Source organism: Streptosporangium sandarakinum, from assembly GCF_050942225.1.
Lineage (GTDB): Bacteria > Actinomycetota > Actinomycetes > Streptosporangiales > Streptosporangiaceae > Streptosporangium > Streptosporangium nondiastaticum.
On the sequence record NZ_CP192034.1, the window covers coordinates 7,904,381 to 7,919,488 of the forward strand.

Genomic DNA, 15,108 nt, shown 5'->3' on the forward strand with positions numbered 1-15,108 from the left:
GGATGACAGGGGATACGACATGTTCCAGGCAGATCTGATCACCAGTGGAGACACCGTCACCATCCAGATGAGCGGCGACCTCGACGCGCTGTCCGCGCCGAGCTTCCACGAGATCCTCCAGCAGGTGGCCACCCGCTCGCCCAAGAAGCTGTGCCTGGCGATGCACGGCCTCTCCTACATCTCCTCCGCGGGGGTGCGGGGGCTCGTCTTCGCGCGGCAGAAGATGGGCGACGACATGGAGGTGGTCGTCGAGGGCGCCAACGAGAACGTCGCCGAGACCATCCGTATGACGGGGTTGCAGCACGCGATCACGATCCGTGAGTCGTTCTCCGCCTGACGCGCACCCGCATGGAGACCTTACGGGTGCCCGCGACCGTCGCCTCGCTGGTGGCGGTCGCGGAGTTCATCGGCGGCGCCGTGGCCGTCGCCGGCCTGGGCGACAAGGACGCCTACCGGTTGCGGCTCGCCGTCGACGAACTGATCACCAACGTCATCACGCACGGCTATCCGCCCGCCTCGGCGGGCGAGATCGAACTGCACTCCTCGGTCAGCGACGGCTGGGTGCTGTTCCTCATCGTCGACTTCGGGACGGAGTTCGACCCGACGTCCGGACACCGTCCGATCCCCGTCGTCGACCCCGACGACCTGCCGGTGGGAGGGTTCGGTTTGAGCCTCGCCAGGATGAGCGCCGACCGGCTCATCTACGAGCGCGTCGGAGGGCTGAACCGGACGATCGTCGTCGTCCGCCGCTCCGGCCGCGACCTGGTCGCCCATGACGACCGCCGGCCGCCATGGATGAGCTGACGCTCCTGGTCGTGGAAGGACCGGAGGAGAACGCCGCCGCCGAGACGCACGAGCTGACCAGGGCGCTGGCGGAGTGCGGCAACCGGCCGGTGCTCTCCTCCGGTCCGGAGGTCCTCGCGGGGGCGCACGACGCCCTCGAACCGGACCTCCTGCTGCTGCACGCCTCGCTGACCGCGAAGGAGGTGGCGCTGTTCGGCCAGAAGTGGCAGCATCTGCGCACGCCTCCGGGGGTGCTGCTGTTCTGCGGGCCCGACCACATCCCGCTGGACGCGCACCTCGACCACGAGATGGACTTCCTCGTCCCGCCGTTCACCCCGACGCTGGTCCGCAACCGGCTCGAACGGGGGCACCAGCGCAGGCGGCTGGCCCGCACCGCCGCCGAACTCGACCCCTACCCCTCCCTCAGCCTCCTCCAGCACGACCGCGACCTGAAGATCGGCAGGCAGATCCAGCAGGGGTTCCTGCCGCCGGAGCTGCCCTGCCCCGACGGCTGGGAGGTGGCGACGGGGTTCGAGCCCGCCCGGGAGGTCTCCGGCGACTTCTACGACGGGTTCTTCATGGCCGGCGGGCGGCGGGCGGCGTTCCTCGTCGCCGACGTCTGCGACAAGGGCATCGGGGCCGCCCTGTTCATGGCGCTGGTGCGCACCCTGCTGCGGTTCTCGGCGCAGAACCTGTGGGCGGGCGGGGCCCTGGCGCCGTTCCTGCTGCCGACCCAGCAGGTCTTCCTCAGCTCGCCGAGCATCGGCGCCCTGCCGCTGCTGTCCACCGTGCACGGCGCCAACCGCTACCTCACCGCCAACCACCTCCAGCAGGCGTATTTCGTCACGCTGTTCTTCTGCGTGACCGACCCGGACTCCGGCCGGCTCCTCTACATCAACGCCGGGCACAACCCGCCGGTGCTGCTGCGCGCCTCCGGGGGGCACCGGCTGCTCCGGACGACGGGGCCGGCCGTCGGGCTCTGGCCCGACGCCGTCTTCACCATCGCCAGCGTCACCCTCGGGCCGTCCGACACGCTCTTCCTCTACACCGACGGCGTCACCGAGGCGAGGAACGCGGAAAGGGAGCTGTTCGGCCTGCCCCGCCTGGTTCGGCTGCTGAGCGGCATGTCCGGCGCCGGGGCGGGCGACATGGTCGGCAGGACCCTCTCGGAGGTCCAGGCGCACACCGGCCGGGCGCCGCAGTCGGACGACATCACCATGCTGGCGCTGCGGAGGCGCCGGTGACGGGGATGCGGATCGTGAGCGTCTCCTCCTCGTACGGGGGGACGGGGAAGACCACGCTGGCGGTGAACGTCGGGGTCGCGGCGGCGCGGAGCGGCCTGCGGGTGGCCATCGTGGACACCGCCATGCAGTCGCCCGGTCTGGCCGACGCGCTCGCCGTGCCGGCGACCTGGTCGCTCGCGGACTACCTGTGCGGCGACTGCGACATCGCGCGCGCGGTCCACCACCTCCCGCCGTGGGCGGCCGGCGGCGAGGGGGCGCTGTTCGCGGTGGCCGCGATCCGCGGCCACGAGGACGCGGCTGGCGCGCTGGTCGGGGGCTACGACCCGGGCCTGCTCGTCGAGGGGTGCCGGCGGCTGGTCGACGCGCTCGACCTCGACCTGCTCCTGCTGGACACCCCCGCCGGGCTCACCACGGAGGCGGTGGTCTGCGCCGGCATCGCCGACGTCAGCCTGCACGTGGACCGGATCCGCGGCAGGCCGCCCCTGCGGCTCTCGCCCTCGTTCCTGGTGGTCAACATGGTGCCCGCGTCGCTGGCCGAGCCGGACGTCCTGCGCCAGGCCCGGTCGGTCCACGGGGACGTTCCCATGGCGGTCCTGCCGTACTCCCCGGAGTTCGCGCTCGCCGGCGCCGGGGAGGCGTTCGTCACCGCGCACCCCGAGCACGGGCTGTCCTCCCGGATCCGGGCGGTCGCGCGGGCGCTGACCGGGCAGCCGTTCCCGGGCCCGGCGCCCGGGTGAGCGGGCACCGGGCGGGAGCGGGGACGGGCGGACACCGGGCGGGAGCGGGGACGGGCGGACACCGGGCGGGAGCCCGGGTGAGGGGGAGCCGGGTGCGCGGCGCCGGGCGGGCCGCCGCGGGCCTTCCGCTTCACGGTCCTTCGGAAAATGATTCACATCGTTGATTCAACCGGTTGTCACCGTCCGCGTCACGGTCGGTAATCCGGTTCCGTTCCGCATTTCCCGAAGAATAAGGCCGGGCCGGTTTCCCGTTCGGACGAGGACCCAAAACAACAGAACGTCGCCGCACCCCGGGCCACAGTGACGATCGATGATCGATTTGGAAAGTTTTTCGCGCTTCTCGACACGGACAGATCACAGATGTACTTTGATCTGTGGCCGATCCGGCATCGGCAAGACGCACCAAAGGGCACGAAAGGGGTCACGGGTGCCGTCAGCAAAACAGGGGCAAAGCCGGCTTGGATCATCTTCCCATATCGCCGCCCTTGTCAGGGAGGAGATCTTGGAGGAGTTCTGTAGAGAACTTCTGGGATCGCTGAGCCGACGAGATCAGCGCAGGTGGGGGTGGATGTATATTCGGGGACTTCTCGTCTCCGACGGGCGGAAATCAATGCGCAGCATAGCCGCGACCTGCCGCCAGCCCGCCTCCCAGCAGAACCTCCAGCAGTTCGTCAGCAACTCCACCTGGCAATGGATGGAAGTCCGCCGGCGACTGGCCAGGATTATCTGCGGAAATCTCAAGGTCACCTCGTGGGTCATCTCACCGCTTGTCATTCCCAAGGCGGGCAGCAATACCGTCGGAGTTGACACGCAATTTGTCTCCCATTTAGGAAGGTCTGTCAACTGTCAGCGGGCGCTCGGCATATGGCTGGCACAGCCCGGGATGAGCTGCCCGATGGACTGGCATCTCGTCCTGCCGCCGAGCTGGACCGACGACACGTTCCGACGCCGTTCGGCCGCCATTCCGTCCGATGTCAAGAGCGGTTCACCATGGGGAATCGGCCTCGACGCGCTTGTCACGATCATCAATGACTGGGGACTGCCGGTACGGCCCGTCGTCCTGGACGCCCGCGAGGCCGACGCCGCGGAGGCGATCGCCGAACTGCACCGGCTGCGCATCCCGTTCATCGTCCGGGTGAACCGCGCGACCCGGTTCACCCGGACGGGATGGGGCGACGGCCGGCGGCACGAGGAGACGGGACAGTCGGCCGAGTCCCTGGCCAGGTACCTCAAGGAACAACGCAGGGTGGTTCAGTGGCAGGACACCGAGCAGAGCGCCCACCAGGGGATCCTGGCCGCCGCGATGCACGTCGACGTGCCCGGCGCCGACACGGAGCCGGACCCCTCCCCCTCCCCTTTCACGCCGGTCAGCACCGACCTGCCGCCGGGACGGCGGGCGTTCGTCCTCATCGCGGAGTGGCGCGACTCGGTCCAGGGCAGGCCCAGCTTCTGGGTGTCCAACCTCACCCGCATGTCGGTGCCGTCCCTCCTGGCCTGCGCCAACCTGGGCCGCCAGGTCTACCGGGACCAGGAGCGCATCAGCAGGCTCGTCGGCCTGTACGACTTCGAGGGCAGGTCGTTCGGCGGCTGGCACCGGCACGTCACCCTCGTGTCGGCCGCGCACGCCTTCATCGTCCTCAACCGCCTGCACACGCTGCTGGGCGAGACCCCCCGCGCCGGGAGCGCCACCACGACGCGGAACGCGAAATCTCCTTGGCAGGAGACCTGACTCATCTCCTGACAGGAGACCTGACTTGAGGATCGAGGTCACGTGATGACGGACGACAGGCTGAGCGCACTGCTGCGGGAGGCGTCGCGCCTCGAACACGACATCCGCAGCGGGGAGGGGCCGGATCTCGGCGAGGACGTCGCGCGGCGGCTGCGCGACAGTGTGATCGCCCCGTTGCGGAGGGCCGCCGCCGGGGACGGCGGGCCGGGCGGGGACGGCGGTGTGGACGGCGGCGCGGACGGTGATGGCGCGGGCGGCGGCGTGTACGCGGGCGGCGGTGTGGGCGGCGACGGCGGCGCGGGCGAGGGCGCCGGCGGCACGCCCGCGGAGCGGCTGTGGGCCCTCACCGTGGCGGCGACGGCCGAGCGGGCACGGGCCGCCGGTACGGCGAGCGCCGGGCTGCAGGAGGCGACCGCCGCGCTCCAGGCGCTCTCCCTCCCGGCGGCCGGGGGCGAGGACGGGGACGGGGACGGGGCCGAGCGTCTGGCGGAGCTGCGCCGCCTGATGGCCGGGGTCGAGAGCGGGATCGAGGTCGCGGAGGACGGCCCCTACCTCGCGGCCAACGTCACCCTCTACTCCTGGCTGGGGGAGAGGATCGCCACGTGCCCCCAGGTCGCCCTGTGCCGGTGCGGCGCGTCGGAGACCAAGCCCCTGTGCGACGGGAGCCACTCCCGGGTCGGCTTCTCCGGCGCCAAGGACCCCAAGCGGGTACCCGACCAGGAGGACTCCTACCCCGGTGTCGGCGTGACCGTGCTGGACAACCGGGGGCTCTGCGCCCACTCGGGCTTCTGCACCGACCGGCTCGCCTCGGTGTTCCGGCTCGGCCGGGAACCCTTCGTCGCACCCAGCGGCGGACGGGTGGACGAGATCATCGCGGCGGTGCGCGCCTGCCCGTCGGGCGCGCTGGGCCTCGCGATCGACGGCCGGGAGGCGCGCGAGGTGGCCGACCCGGTCAGGGAACCGGCCGTCGAGGTGTCCAAGGACGGCCCGTACCGCGTCACCGGGGGCATCCGCCTGACCGGCGAGGGCGGCGCCGCCGTACCGCGCAACCGGGGCGCCTCGCCGGAGCACTACAGCCTGTGCCGGTGCGGGCACTCCCTCAACAAGCCGTTCTGCAGCGGCATGCACTGGAACACCTCGTTCAAGGACCCGGTGCCGGACCCCGACGGCGAGGTGACGCTGTTCGAGTGGACCGGGGGGCTGCCCGCGCTCGCCCGGATGACCCGGCTGTTCTACGGCAAGCTCGTCCCCGAGGACCCGCTGATCGGCCCGTTGTTCGCGAGCATGTCGCCCGACCACCCGATCAGGGTCGCGAAATGGCTCGGCGAGGTCTTCGGCGGCCCGCACGCCTACAGCGAGGGATACGGCGGGTACGAGCGGATGATCTCCCAGCACGTGGGGAGGTGCCTCACCGAGGAGCAGCGGGCGCGCTGGGTGGCGCTCATGTGCCGGGCAGCGGACCAGGCCGGGGTGCCGCAGGACGCCGAATTCCGCGCCGCCTTCGTCGCCTACCTGGAGTGGGGGTCGCGGATCGCGCTGGAGAACTCCCAGCACGACGCCCAGCCGCCCGCGCACATGCCGGTGCCCCGCTGGTGGTGGGTGTGCGACGCCACCCCGGGAGCCCGACCCTCTGCCCTCGCCGTACCGGAGGAGAAGGAGCCGGTGACGCTGCCCGCCGACGGCGAGGCCGTCTCCTACGACGCCCACATCAGATCCCTGTTCCGGCCGCAGGACCGCAACGCCATGCGGTTCGCGTTCGACCTGTGGTCCTGCGAGGACGTGCGGACGCACGCGGAGGAGATCCTGAAGCGGCTGCGCAGTGGGAGCATGCCGTGTGACGGGGCGTGGCCGGCGGAGTGGATCACCGCCTTCGAGCGGTGGACCGAGACCGGCATGGCCGAGTAGGACGCCGTCCCCGCGACCCCCAGGTCGCCCCGGTTCCCCCCGGACGCCGTGGGTATGGCCAGGCCATGAGCACTCCAGACGAGAACCAGCCGAAGACCGACACCGAACACCTGCTGGACGCCGCCCGGGAGGAAGGCGAGCAGGCGGAGGAGCGGCGGACCGGGGGCCGGGCCGCGGAGACCGCGTCCGGCACCGGATCCGCCGGTGACACGGAGATGAACGAAGCCGACTTCATGCGGCTGAAGGAGCTCAACCCCGACGACTTCGAGTGAGCCGGCCCGCCCGCGGCTCCCGGACCGGTGGTCCGGGTGACGGGCCCGCACGTCCTCGACGAGGGACCGGCTCTCAGCCGCTCGCCCTGGCGATGACCTCCTCCGCCGTGAGGGGGGCCCTGGGGTGGTGGGTCAGGCACATCGGGACCCGCGTCCTGGTGAACGCGCTCCCCTCAGGAGCCAGGTAGAACTGCCCCGCCGTCAGGCGGGAGACGTCGGTGACCTGCCCCCCCTTGGCCCGCGCCATCTCCTTGGCCGCCTCGATCTGGGCGGGGGCGTTGAGCAGGCCGAACAACTGGGTCGCCGCGTTCCCCGGGATCTGGTTGTGCAGCCCCTTGGGCGCCTGGGTGGCGAACACCAGCCCGAGCCCGTACTTGCGCGCCTGGGCGGCCAGTACCAGCGTGCTCCGCGTGCAGGGGGTCATCGCGCCCGACGGCGCGAAGGTCTGGGCCTCGTCCATCACGAACAGCCCGCCCAGCGGACGGTCACCGGCCGGGTGTTTCCTGATCCAGGCGAACAACGCCATCTGCAGCTGGTTGACGAACCCCTGCCGCTGCTCGTCCGACTGCAGGCCGACGAAGCTGATCACCGACACGCGCGCCCGCCTGCCCGGCGGCGGGGTGAGCAGGACACCGGGGTCGGCCGGGGTCCCGGTACCGGCGAACAGCGGGTCGTTGACCATCGCGGCCTTCAGCGTCTGGGCCAGCCCGGCGGCGACGCGCCCGGCGTCGCCGAGCCCGCTCACCCCGTCGGGCAGGTCGGCCAGCAGCTCGATGAGGCCCGGCAGACCCTGTCCGCCCGCGCGCCCGTAGTGCGCGACGGCCTCCCGGAGGACGGCCTGCCCGATCAGTGCCCCTTTCGCCTTGGAATCGAGCTTGGCGCGCGGCACGAGGGAGGAGACGGCCGCGTCCACCGCGGCGGCGAACTCGTCGGCGTCCCCGGCGACGCCCGCCAGGTCGGGGAGGGGCTGGAAGCTGAGCGGCCGTCCGGCGACGCGGCCCGGCGTCCAGACGACGACGTCGGTGGCGGCCAGGTAAGCCGCCGCCTTCTCCGCGTCCCCGGGGCCCCACCGTTCCGGCGGCTCCGGCCAGCCGTCCCCGAGCCGCGCCAGGTCGTTGTTCGGGTCGAGCACGATCGCCGAGACGCCCTGGAGCGCGCACTCCTCGACCAGGCGGCGGATGAGGACGGTCTTGCCCGAGCCGGAGCCCGCGAAGATCACCGCGTGCTTCCTGAGCGCCTCCAGTTCGATCCCGACGGGCCGCCCGCCGAGGACGGTGACACCGAGCGGGATGTACGGCGCGCCGTCCCCTATCCCGGTGGCCACGCGCCCGCCCCCGATCCCGTTGGCCACATGTCCGGTCACGGGTCCGTCGGCCGCGGGGGCGGTGAGCGGGGTCTCGGTGAGCACGGATGTGGCGGCCATGGCCCCGGCGGCCCCACTGACCCCGACGGTCACGGGTACCGGGACCACGGAACCGGTGGTCACCGGTTCGGAGACCACGGATGCCGGGGCCGCGGAACCGGTGATCACCGGCTCGGAGGCCACCCGCCCGGGGTGCGCCGTCCCGGCGTCGCCCAGGGTCTCGGCCAGCAGCCTGACCTCCTGCGCCGGTCGCCGCGCGGCGAGCCAGGCCCGCAGGTCCGGCGGGTTCTCCGCGTACAGCTCCCGCAGCGCGGCCAGGATCCTGAGGTCCTCGTCGTCCACGTCCAGCACCCTGCCGCCCGCCCGCTCGAACTCGGCGAGGGCGGCGACCGTACGGGGCCCCTTCGACCAGGGGATCCCGCGCAGCACGAACAGCCGCCTCCGGGGGACCTCCGCGGTCAGCCCGGCCATCACCGCTGCGGCGCGCAGCCGGCTCAGCGCTGCCACCGGGTGGGGAGCGGCGATGGCGCGGAACGCCCAGTGCGCCTCGTCCTCGGTCTCCTCGTCCAGGGTGAGCCGGAGACGGGCGTGCAGCGGCGGCCTCTTGCTGGGCGGCGGATCGACGCTGAACCGGCGCCCGGCGTCACCGAGCCCGTCGATCCACGCCGACAGCCCCGCCGCCAGCAGCGCGGGCATCACCGCGTCCTCGATGTCGGCGTCCAGGGCGTCCGTCACATGGGCCTTCTGCCGGAGCTCGGCGAACCGGGTATCGATGTCGGTAAATCGAGAGGGGGTGCGGACACGAGCCGGATGCGGATCCGCTGTCCGGTCGAAGGATTCCAGTTCACGTGCTTCCCCATCGTCCAGGCAAGCTGTGACATGCTCATCAATCTTGATCAGGAGTCGCCTCGGGGTGTACTCACCAGCCGCTCCGAACGCAGCCGTCCGTATAGGCCACGTCGGATAAGGCGGGGTGAAACCGGACTCGACGAACCTGGTGGCGAACCGCTTCTCGACCAAGGCACGAGCGGTATCGGCATCCGGCAGCGGCTTGAGACTGGGCATTACGCGGAACCTGTCACGAGCGGTGCCGGTAGCGTACTTCTCGACGAGAACCCAGGTCTGGTCCAGACAGGAAACGATGGTCAAGGTCCTGCGGGTGATCTCGCGTAGCGCCATCAACCCACCCGCCACCTGATCGATCACGATCAGCTCACGCCAGTCGTGCACCGCCGCACTTTCACCGGTGACCGGGGACTGCGCGACGAGGACGTCGATCTGGTCGACAGCGATGATGGACGGCCCGGTCAGCGCGAGGAGACGGGAAAGATCCCGGACGATCTCCTGCGGCGTCTTCGGAAGGTGCCGAATGCCCCAGGCCGCACGTCCGCCTGGTTCTTCCTCTGGGAGCGCGAGCAGGAATCCATCGCCGATGTCCTGCACGCGGTAGTCGGTGTTCGCGCGTAGAACGAGAGCACGCAGAGTGTCCTTGGCGTCCTTCCCGACGTGCGGGTTGAACCGGCGCAGCGCGTCGGAGAAGGCGTCGAGTCCATCGCGCGTCACGGCACGATTTCCGATCACCTCTCGTTGCACCCAGCGCGGTACACCGGTCAGCTCGGACAGTCTCCGCAGCAGGATCTTGAGCTGGCTCTCGCCCTCGCTGCCGTCCCGGGAGAGCCCATCCAGCATGGAGATCAGGGTGTTCTCCCAGAAGGTCCGCGCGTCCAGCAGGCCGACCAGGAAGAAATAACCGCCCTCCCGCTGGATCCGCTCACGGACCCAGCCGAGCAGATGGGTCTTGCCCGTACCTCGCTGTCCGCGCAGGACCAACCCGATCGGGTTGACGGCGCCGCCGCCGACCACGTCATCGAGCCCACTGGCGATTGCGCGCTCCACCGCCGGGTTCAGGCCCTCCACGTGGAAAGCCGATGGGCTCCACACGTCCTCCGGCCCTTCTGCCCAGTTGAATCTGAGCGTCTGGAGGACCTCCAGTTCCCGGCTGCTCATCGCGCCTCGATCGAGATGAGGTGCTTGTCCTCTCCACCGACGCTCACCGCTGCTTTTCTGGCTTCGGGGGTGAGTACCTTCTGGTTGTGCTCCGGCACGATGCTCACCTCCGGCAGGTGGATCATCCCCTTGAGCGCGCGGTCCACCTCGGCCTGGGTGAACCCGCCGAGCAGCGGGCGCAGCCGCGCCAGGCCGACCCAGGCGCCGGCCTCGGGGGCGAGTTCGGCGTAGGCGGCGCGGATGCGTTCGGTGACATCCGCCTCCGCGGCGGGCGGTCCGGCGGACACCGCCGTCTCCCCCACAGCGCCTGGAGCCGTGTCGGGGACGGCGTCGCTTCCGGGGTGGAAGAAATCGGCCGGCCGCTGCCCGGTCCGCGACAGGAACCGGCTCAGCCCGGTCAGCAGGGCGCGGCACATCGCCGCGGCCGAGCCGCTGGGCAGCGGGATGCCCGCCTCGATCATCTCCGCCATCCGGGCCCAGCCGGCGTCGGTCAGGGTGTGGACGAAGGCGCGACCTTCCTTGCGGCTCTCGACGAGCTTGAGGCCGTTCAGCTTCTCGCGTGATCGGCCGTCGAGTTTGAGGCCGTAACGTTCCTTGAGTTCGGGATTGGAAATTCCATCCGTCTCGGCCATCAGCACCACCAGAACCGACATTTCCGGAAGCGAGAATCCTGTTTCGGGCATGTCCTCATCCTTCTGACGGGCCACGGCGGGCTTGGAGAAACTTCTTCAATTCGCGGAGTACGGAGGGCAGGTCGTTCATGACGCGGTCGTTGTCGAATCGCAGGACCGCGTAGCCGTCGCCGCGGAGCCGCGCGTCCCGCGCCCGGTCCCTGACGCGGTTCTCCGGACTGCGGTGCTCCGGGCCGTCGAGTTCGACGACGCAGCGCTCCGCCCGCCACAGCAGGTCCACCCGGATGGGGCCGGTCAGCGGGCTCGGCTGGTACGTCTGGTTCCAGGCCCGTCCCGTGGCCCAGGCGCAGGAGCCGAGCGCCCGCTCCAGCGCGGACTCCACCGGGCTGCCCGGGTGCGGGCGCCCTTCGGCGGGGGACCCGGCCGGTCGCGCGGGCCGTACGGGCGTCTCCTCCGGGTCGCGGAACCGTCCGGGGCCCGGAGGAGGCGCGGGCCGTACGGGGCCCGGACCGCGGAACCGTCCGGGGCCCGGAGACGGCACGGGGCGCGCGGGTGGCGCGGCCGGCGCGGGCCGTGCGGGTGGTGTCCTCCGCGATGGGGGCGGCCCCGGCTCCACGGTCACCACCGGAATCCGGCCCGGGGCCGTGGGGCCCGCTCCGGTGAGCCAGAACCCCAGGTCACCGTGGTGGATGAGCCATTCCCCGGCTCCCAGCAACCTCTCCTCCCCGGCGGAGGACAGCCCCTCGGGGACCCGGACGAGGATCGCCGTGCGTGGACGCCCGAAGCTCGCGGCGTACGCCAGGGCCAGACCGGCGGCGCGCACTTCGGGGGGCGTCCGCGGAGGGTTTCGGAACGTTCCATCCGTCAGTGAGCGCGCGGCGAGGTCGGCCAGGAAGGGGGCGAGACCGCGCCTGCCGGACGCCATCCGCCCGGCGAGCTCCCGTACGGCCAGCACCGCGGCGCCTCCCGCCCCGCCGATGCCCTCGGCGCCGGGCGGCCACGCCGGGAAGAGGGCGACGACGGCCCGCTCCAACTCGTCGAGGACGGCACCGACGACCTCACCCGTGGTCCGTGCCCCGCCGACGGAACGACCGGCCCGTTCCCGGCCGGCCGAACAGGCGGCCTGTTCCCCTCCTGGGGAACGGGCGATCCGTTCCCGGTCGGCGGAACAGGTGAGAACGGCGGGAAGACCTTCGGGAAGCGCGTCCGCCGGCACCTCCACGGGCGCGGAATCCGCTCGGCGCACCCGGACGACATGTCGCATCGGCACTTCGGTCCACGACTGCGCCACGCCGTTTTCCTTTGACATATGAACGCTTCGACCTTGCAGAGGTTAGGGGAGCGAACAAGGTTACGCATGCGTTTTCAGTGAATTGTCGTGGAAATTCCACCGGTTCCACTTCTGCGACCCGGTGACCGGCTCTCCGCGCCTCGCGGCCGGCTCACGTTGTCCGGAAGCCGGCCGCACCGCCCAGCACTGCTCACCACTGCTCACCGCGAAGAGCCGGGCTCGTGTCAGGGTCACCGCCGCGGGCCGTGCCCGGCGACGGACGGTACGCGGTCTGACTATCTCGCGCCGAATAAAGTGGCCCCATGAGCGGTGAGACGGCGGAACGAGCTCCGGACGCGATCGACCTGGTCATCGAGGAGTGGCGCCGGGAACGGCCCGACCTCGACCTGTCGGCCATGGGGGTCTTCGGCCGTCTCTCCCGGCTGACGCGGCTCCTGGAGGCGGCGGTCGAGGAGGTGTTCGCGCGGCACGGCCTGCGGCAGGGCGAGTTCGACGTGCTGGCCGCGCTGCGCCGTTCCGGCCCGCCGTACACGCTGATCCCCTCGGAGCTGTCCGCGGTGCTGATGACGTCGCGCGCAGGCATGACCAACCGGCTCGACCGGCTGGAGGCCGCGGGGCTGGTCAGGCGGAGCCTGGACCCCGCTGACCGTCGCAGCTTCCGCGTCGCCCTGACCGACGCGGGCCGCGAGGTCATCGACGCCGCGGTCACCGACCACGCGACCGGCCTCGCCCGGCTGGCGGCCGGCCTGCCGCCGGAGGACGCCGCCGAGCTCGACCGGATCCTGCGCGCCATGCTGGCGGCCCGCACGCCGTCATGACCGCGGGGCCGCCGGCACCGCCGGCACCGTCGGCGCCGTCAGCGCCGGTGTGACCGCGTGGGCGCCGGTCCGGCGACGCGGCCCTTGTGAGCATCGGCTCGACCGGACGCCGGCCCGGCCGTCAGCGTGACTGCCGGACGCCGCGGCGCCAGACGTCGATGACGGCCCGGGTAGCGGTGATGTCGCCGGTCGGGTCGCCCTCCACCAGTACCAGGTCCGCGCGGAGCCCCGGAGCGATCCGCCCGCGGTCGGTCAGCCCGAACCAGCGGGCCGGTACGGCGGTGGCGGCGGCGAGGGTCTCCTCCGGGGTGAGCCCCGCCTCGGTCAGGAGCACCATTTCCCGGTGCATGCCGGCGCCGTGCAGCGGGGCGAAGGGGGTCGCGTCCGTTCCGGCCAGCAACGGCACCCCGGCCCGGTGCAGCGCCCGGGCGGCGTGCAGGGCTCCTGCCACGCCCTCGGAGTAGACCGGGAGGGCGTCGGTGTCGCGGTCGCCGGCGGCCCGGGCGTGTTCCGGCAGCCGCGACCGGATGCGCTCGTCCCGCATCAGTTCCGCGCCACCGGGGCTGCCGGTGATCGCCTCGAAGTAGCTCAGCGTACTGACGACGAAGACCCCCTGGGCGGCGATCCGGGCCGCGAGATCATCGGCCGCGGAGTCCAGCGGGTCGGCGTCGAAGCAGACGTGCGCCAGGCCGTCGACGCCCGCGTCCAGGGCGACGAGGGCGTCCTTCGTGGTGACCGCGTGGGCGATCGCCTGGAGACCGGCGTCGTGCGCGGCCTCGACCAGGGCGGCCACCACGTCGGGCCCGAGGACCGGCAGCGGCGTCCCGGACACCGTCCCGCCGTCGATTGCGATCTTCAGGTAGTCGGCGCCCTCGGCCAGTCGCGCCGCCACGAACGCCCGGGCCTGGCCGGCGTCCGCCACCGTCTCGAACGGCCCGACCGCGTCGCCCAGGGCGGCCATCCCCTCCGCGGCCATGAGCTGGCTCGGATGCCCGCCGGGGGCGGTGGCGAGGACGCCCGCGCTGCGGAGGTCGGCGACGTCGTCGCGTTCGGCGGCGATCCGCCGCTGCCGGGCGAGGTTCTGCGGCAGGCAGAACATGTCGAGCTCCGTGGTCACCCCGAACGTCAGCGCCTGCGCGAGGTCGCCGTCGAAGACGTGGGTGTGGGCGTCGATCAGGCCCGGAAGGACGGTCCTGCCGGAGCCGTCGATCTCGACGTCCGCCGGGCGGCCGTCGGGCTCGGCGATCAGGGCGCCGTCGATCAGGACGTCGGCGCGGGGGACGGTCCGCTCACCGTCGAAGACGCGGACATCGCGGATGAGGGTTCGCATCGGCATCTCTCTTCTCAGCCTCGCACTTTTGGTTAGCGATCGGATAGTAAGACGTCGAACTATCTTGGGTCAAACATCATCCCGGGCACCCACGCGCCCCGAAGGGAGCGGAGTTACGGTGGATCCATGCCGAAGGCGCGCCTTTCCGGTGCGGAGGCCACAATGCTGGCCACGCTGTACTGCAGGGCCCTGGACGCCCGGTCGCCGCGTCCGATCCTGGGCGACACGCTGGCCGTGGCGGCCCTGCGGGAGATCGAGTTCGATCCCGCCGACACGGGGGTCCGCCGCGGCGACCATGTCACCATCGCGCTCCGGGGAAGGTTCCTCGACTCCTGGACCCGCGACTTCCTCGCCGGCCACCCCGAGGCGACCGTGCTGCACCTCGGCTGCGGCCTGGACAGCCGGGTGCACCGCGTCGATCCGGGTCCGGGCGTGCGGTGGTACGACGTGGACCGGCCCGCCGTGATCGATCTCAAGCGGGGGCTCTACCCGGCGCGCGACGGCTACGAGCTGGTGGCCGCATCCGTGACGGACCCCGCCTGGCTGGAGGAGGTGCCCGCCGACCGGCCGGTCCTCGTCGTCGCCGAGGGCCTGACCATGTACCTGGAGGAGGACGAGGGCCGGGCGCTCTTCCGGCGCGTCGTGGACCGCTTCTCCTCCGGGCGGTTCGTCTTCGACGGCTTCAGCGGGCTCGGTGTCCGGATGCAGTGGGCCAACCGGATCGTCCGGAAGGCCGGTGCCACTCTCCACTGGGGAATCGACGGCTGCGCGGAGCTGGAGACGATCGCCCCCGGGCTGCGGTGCACGGCGTCCGAGAGCGTCTTCGACGACCCCGGCTACACCGAGCTGAGCCGGGGATACCGGACGCTCGCGGCGGTTGCCCGGCGTCTGCCGGTGATGCGGCGGATGTCGGTCTACTACCGGCTGGACTTCTGACGCGCTCCCGAGGCCCCGTACGGTGGACCGCCTTCGCCGGTTCTCTCGCGGCCACGGCGGT

Annotated in this window: 13 protein-coding genes; 9 read left to right on the forward strand and 4 right to left on the reverse strand. The window is 71.8% G+C overall.

Features of this window, described 5'->3' with window-relative positions:
• The first annotated feature begins 19 nt into the window (after positions 1-19).
• From ACQP10_RS36290 to ACQP10_RS36320, 7 genes are all read left to right on the forward strand, one after another.
• Complete coding sequence (locus tag ACQP10_RS36290; RefSeq protein ID WP_179822192.1) at positions 20-337, forward strand: STAS domain-containing protein; 318 nt, start codon at positions 20-22, stop codon at positions 335-337.
• Between the two features lie 26 nt (positions 338-363).
• Positions 364-804 (forward strand): ATP-binding protein, encoded by a 441-nt coding sequence (locus ACQP10_RS36295; RefSeq protein ID WP_179822190.1) that lies wholly within the window; start codon positions 364-366, stop codon positions 802-804.
• On the forward strand, positions 792-2,027 hold the full coding sequence (locus ACQP10_RS36300) for a PP2C family protein-serine/threonine phosphatase (RefSeq protein ID WP_346018513.1): 1,236 nt from the start codon (positions 792-794) through the stop codon (positions 2,025-2,027). Before ACQP10_RS36295 ends, ACQP10_RS36300 begins: the two co-directional genes overlap by 13 nt.
• 5 nt (positions 2,028-2,032) lie before the next feature.
• A complete protein-coding gene (locus ACQP10_RS36305; RefSeq protein WP_390003734.1) occupies positions 2,033-2,764 on the forward strand; it encodes a MinD/ParA family ATP-binding protein in 732 nt (243 codons plus the stop codon).
• A gap of 310 nt (positions 2,765-3,074) precedes the next feature.
• Complete coding sequence (locus ACQP10_RS36310) at positions 3,075-4,493, forward strand: IS701 family transposase (protein WP_346018511.1); 1,419 nt, start codon at positions 3,075-3,077, stop codon at positions 4,491-4,493.
• Positions 4,494-4,538: 45 nt separating this feature from the next.
• Complete coding sequence (locus tag ACQP10_RS36315) at positions 4,539-6,398, forward strand: CDGSH iron-sulfur domain-containing protein (protein WP_433540535.1); 1,860 nt, start codon at positions 4,539-4,541, stop codon at positions 6,396-6,398.
• A 65-nt stretch (positions 6,399-6,463) separates the two neighbouring features.
• Positions 6,464-6,670 carry a hypothetical protein gene (locus ACQP10_RS36320; RefSeq protein ID WP_346018509.1) on the forward strand — a complete coding sequence of 69 codons (207 nt, stop codon included), beginning with the start codon at positions 6,464-6,466 and terminating at the stop codon, positions 6,668-6,670.
• Between the two features lie 73 nt (positions 6,671-6,743).
• On the opposite strand, the gene ACQP10_RS36325 is transcribed toward ACQP10_RS36320, so the two are convergent.
• The 3 genes from ACQP10_RS36325 to ACQP10_RS36335 are packed head-to-tail and all read right to left on the reverse strand — an operon-like array spanning position 6,744 to position 11,894.
• Positions 6,744-10,040 (reverse strand): ATP-binding protein, encoded by a 3,297-nt coding sequence (locus ACQP10_RS36325; RefSeq protein WP_433540536.1) that lies wholly within the window; start codon positions 10,038-10,040, stop codon positions 6,744-6,746.
• On the reverse strand, positions 10,037-10,693 hold the full coding sequence (locus tag ACQP10_RS36330) for a hypothetical protein (protein ID WP_346018507.1): 657 nt from the start codon (positions 10,691-10,693) through the stop codon (positions 10,037-10,039). The genes ACQP10_RS36325 and ACQP10_RS36330 overlap by 4 nt, the downstream gene beginning before the upstream one ends.
• 34 nt (positions 10,694-10,727) lie before the next feature.
• On the reverse strand, positions 10,728-11,894 hold the full coding sequence (locus ACQP10_RS36335; RefSeq protein ID WP_433540537.1) for a DUF559 domain-containing protein: 1,167 nt from the start codon (positions 11,892-11,894) through the stop codon (positions 10,728-10,730).
• Positions 11,895-12,265: 371 nt separating this feature from the next.
• Here ACQP10_RS36335 and ACQP10_RS36340 point away from each other — a divergent pair, with 371 nt between their 5' ends.
• Positions 12,266-12,781, forward strand: coding sequence for a MarR family winged helix-turn-helix transcriptional regulator (locus ACQP10_RS36340; protein ID WP_346018505.1), 516 nt, complete (start codon positions 12,266-12,268; stop codon positions 12,779-12,781).
• A 121-nt stretch (positions 12,782-12,902) separates the two neighbouring features.
• Here ACQP10_RS36340 and ACQP10_RS36345 read toward each other — a convergent pair whose 3' ends face one another.
• A complete protein-coding gene (locus ACQP10_RS36345) occupies positions 12,903-14,117 on the reverse strand; it encodes an amidohydrolase family protein (protein WP_433540538.1) in 1,215 nt (404 codons plus the stop codon).
• Positions 14,118-14,273: 156 nt separating this feature from the next.
• Here ACQP10_RS36345 and ACQP10_RS36350 point away from each other — a divergent pair, with 156 nt between their 5' ends.
• Entirely contained in the window at positions 14,274-15,047 is a 774-nt protein-coding gene (locus ACQP10_RS36350; RefSeq protein WP_433540539.1) for a class I SAM-dependent methyltransferase, read from the forward strand.
• Positions 15,048-15,108 lie beyond the last annotated feature (61 nt).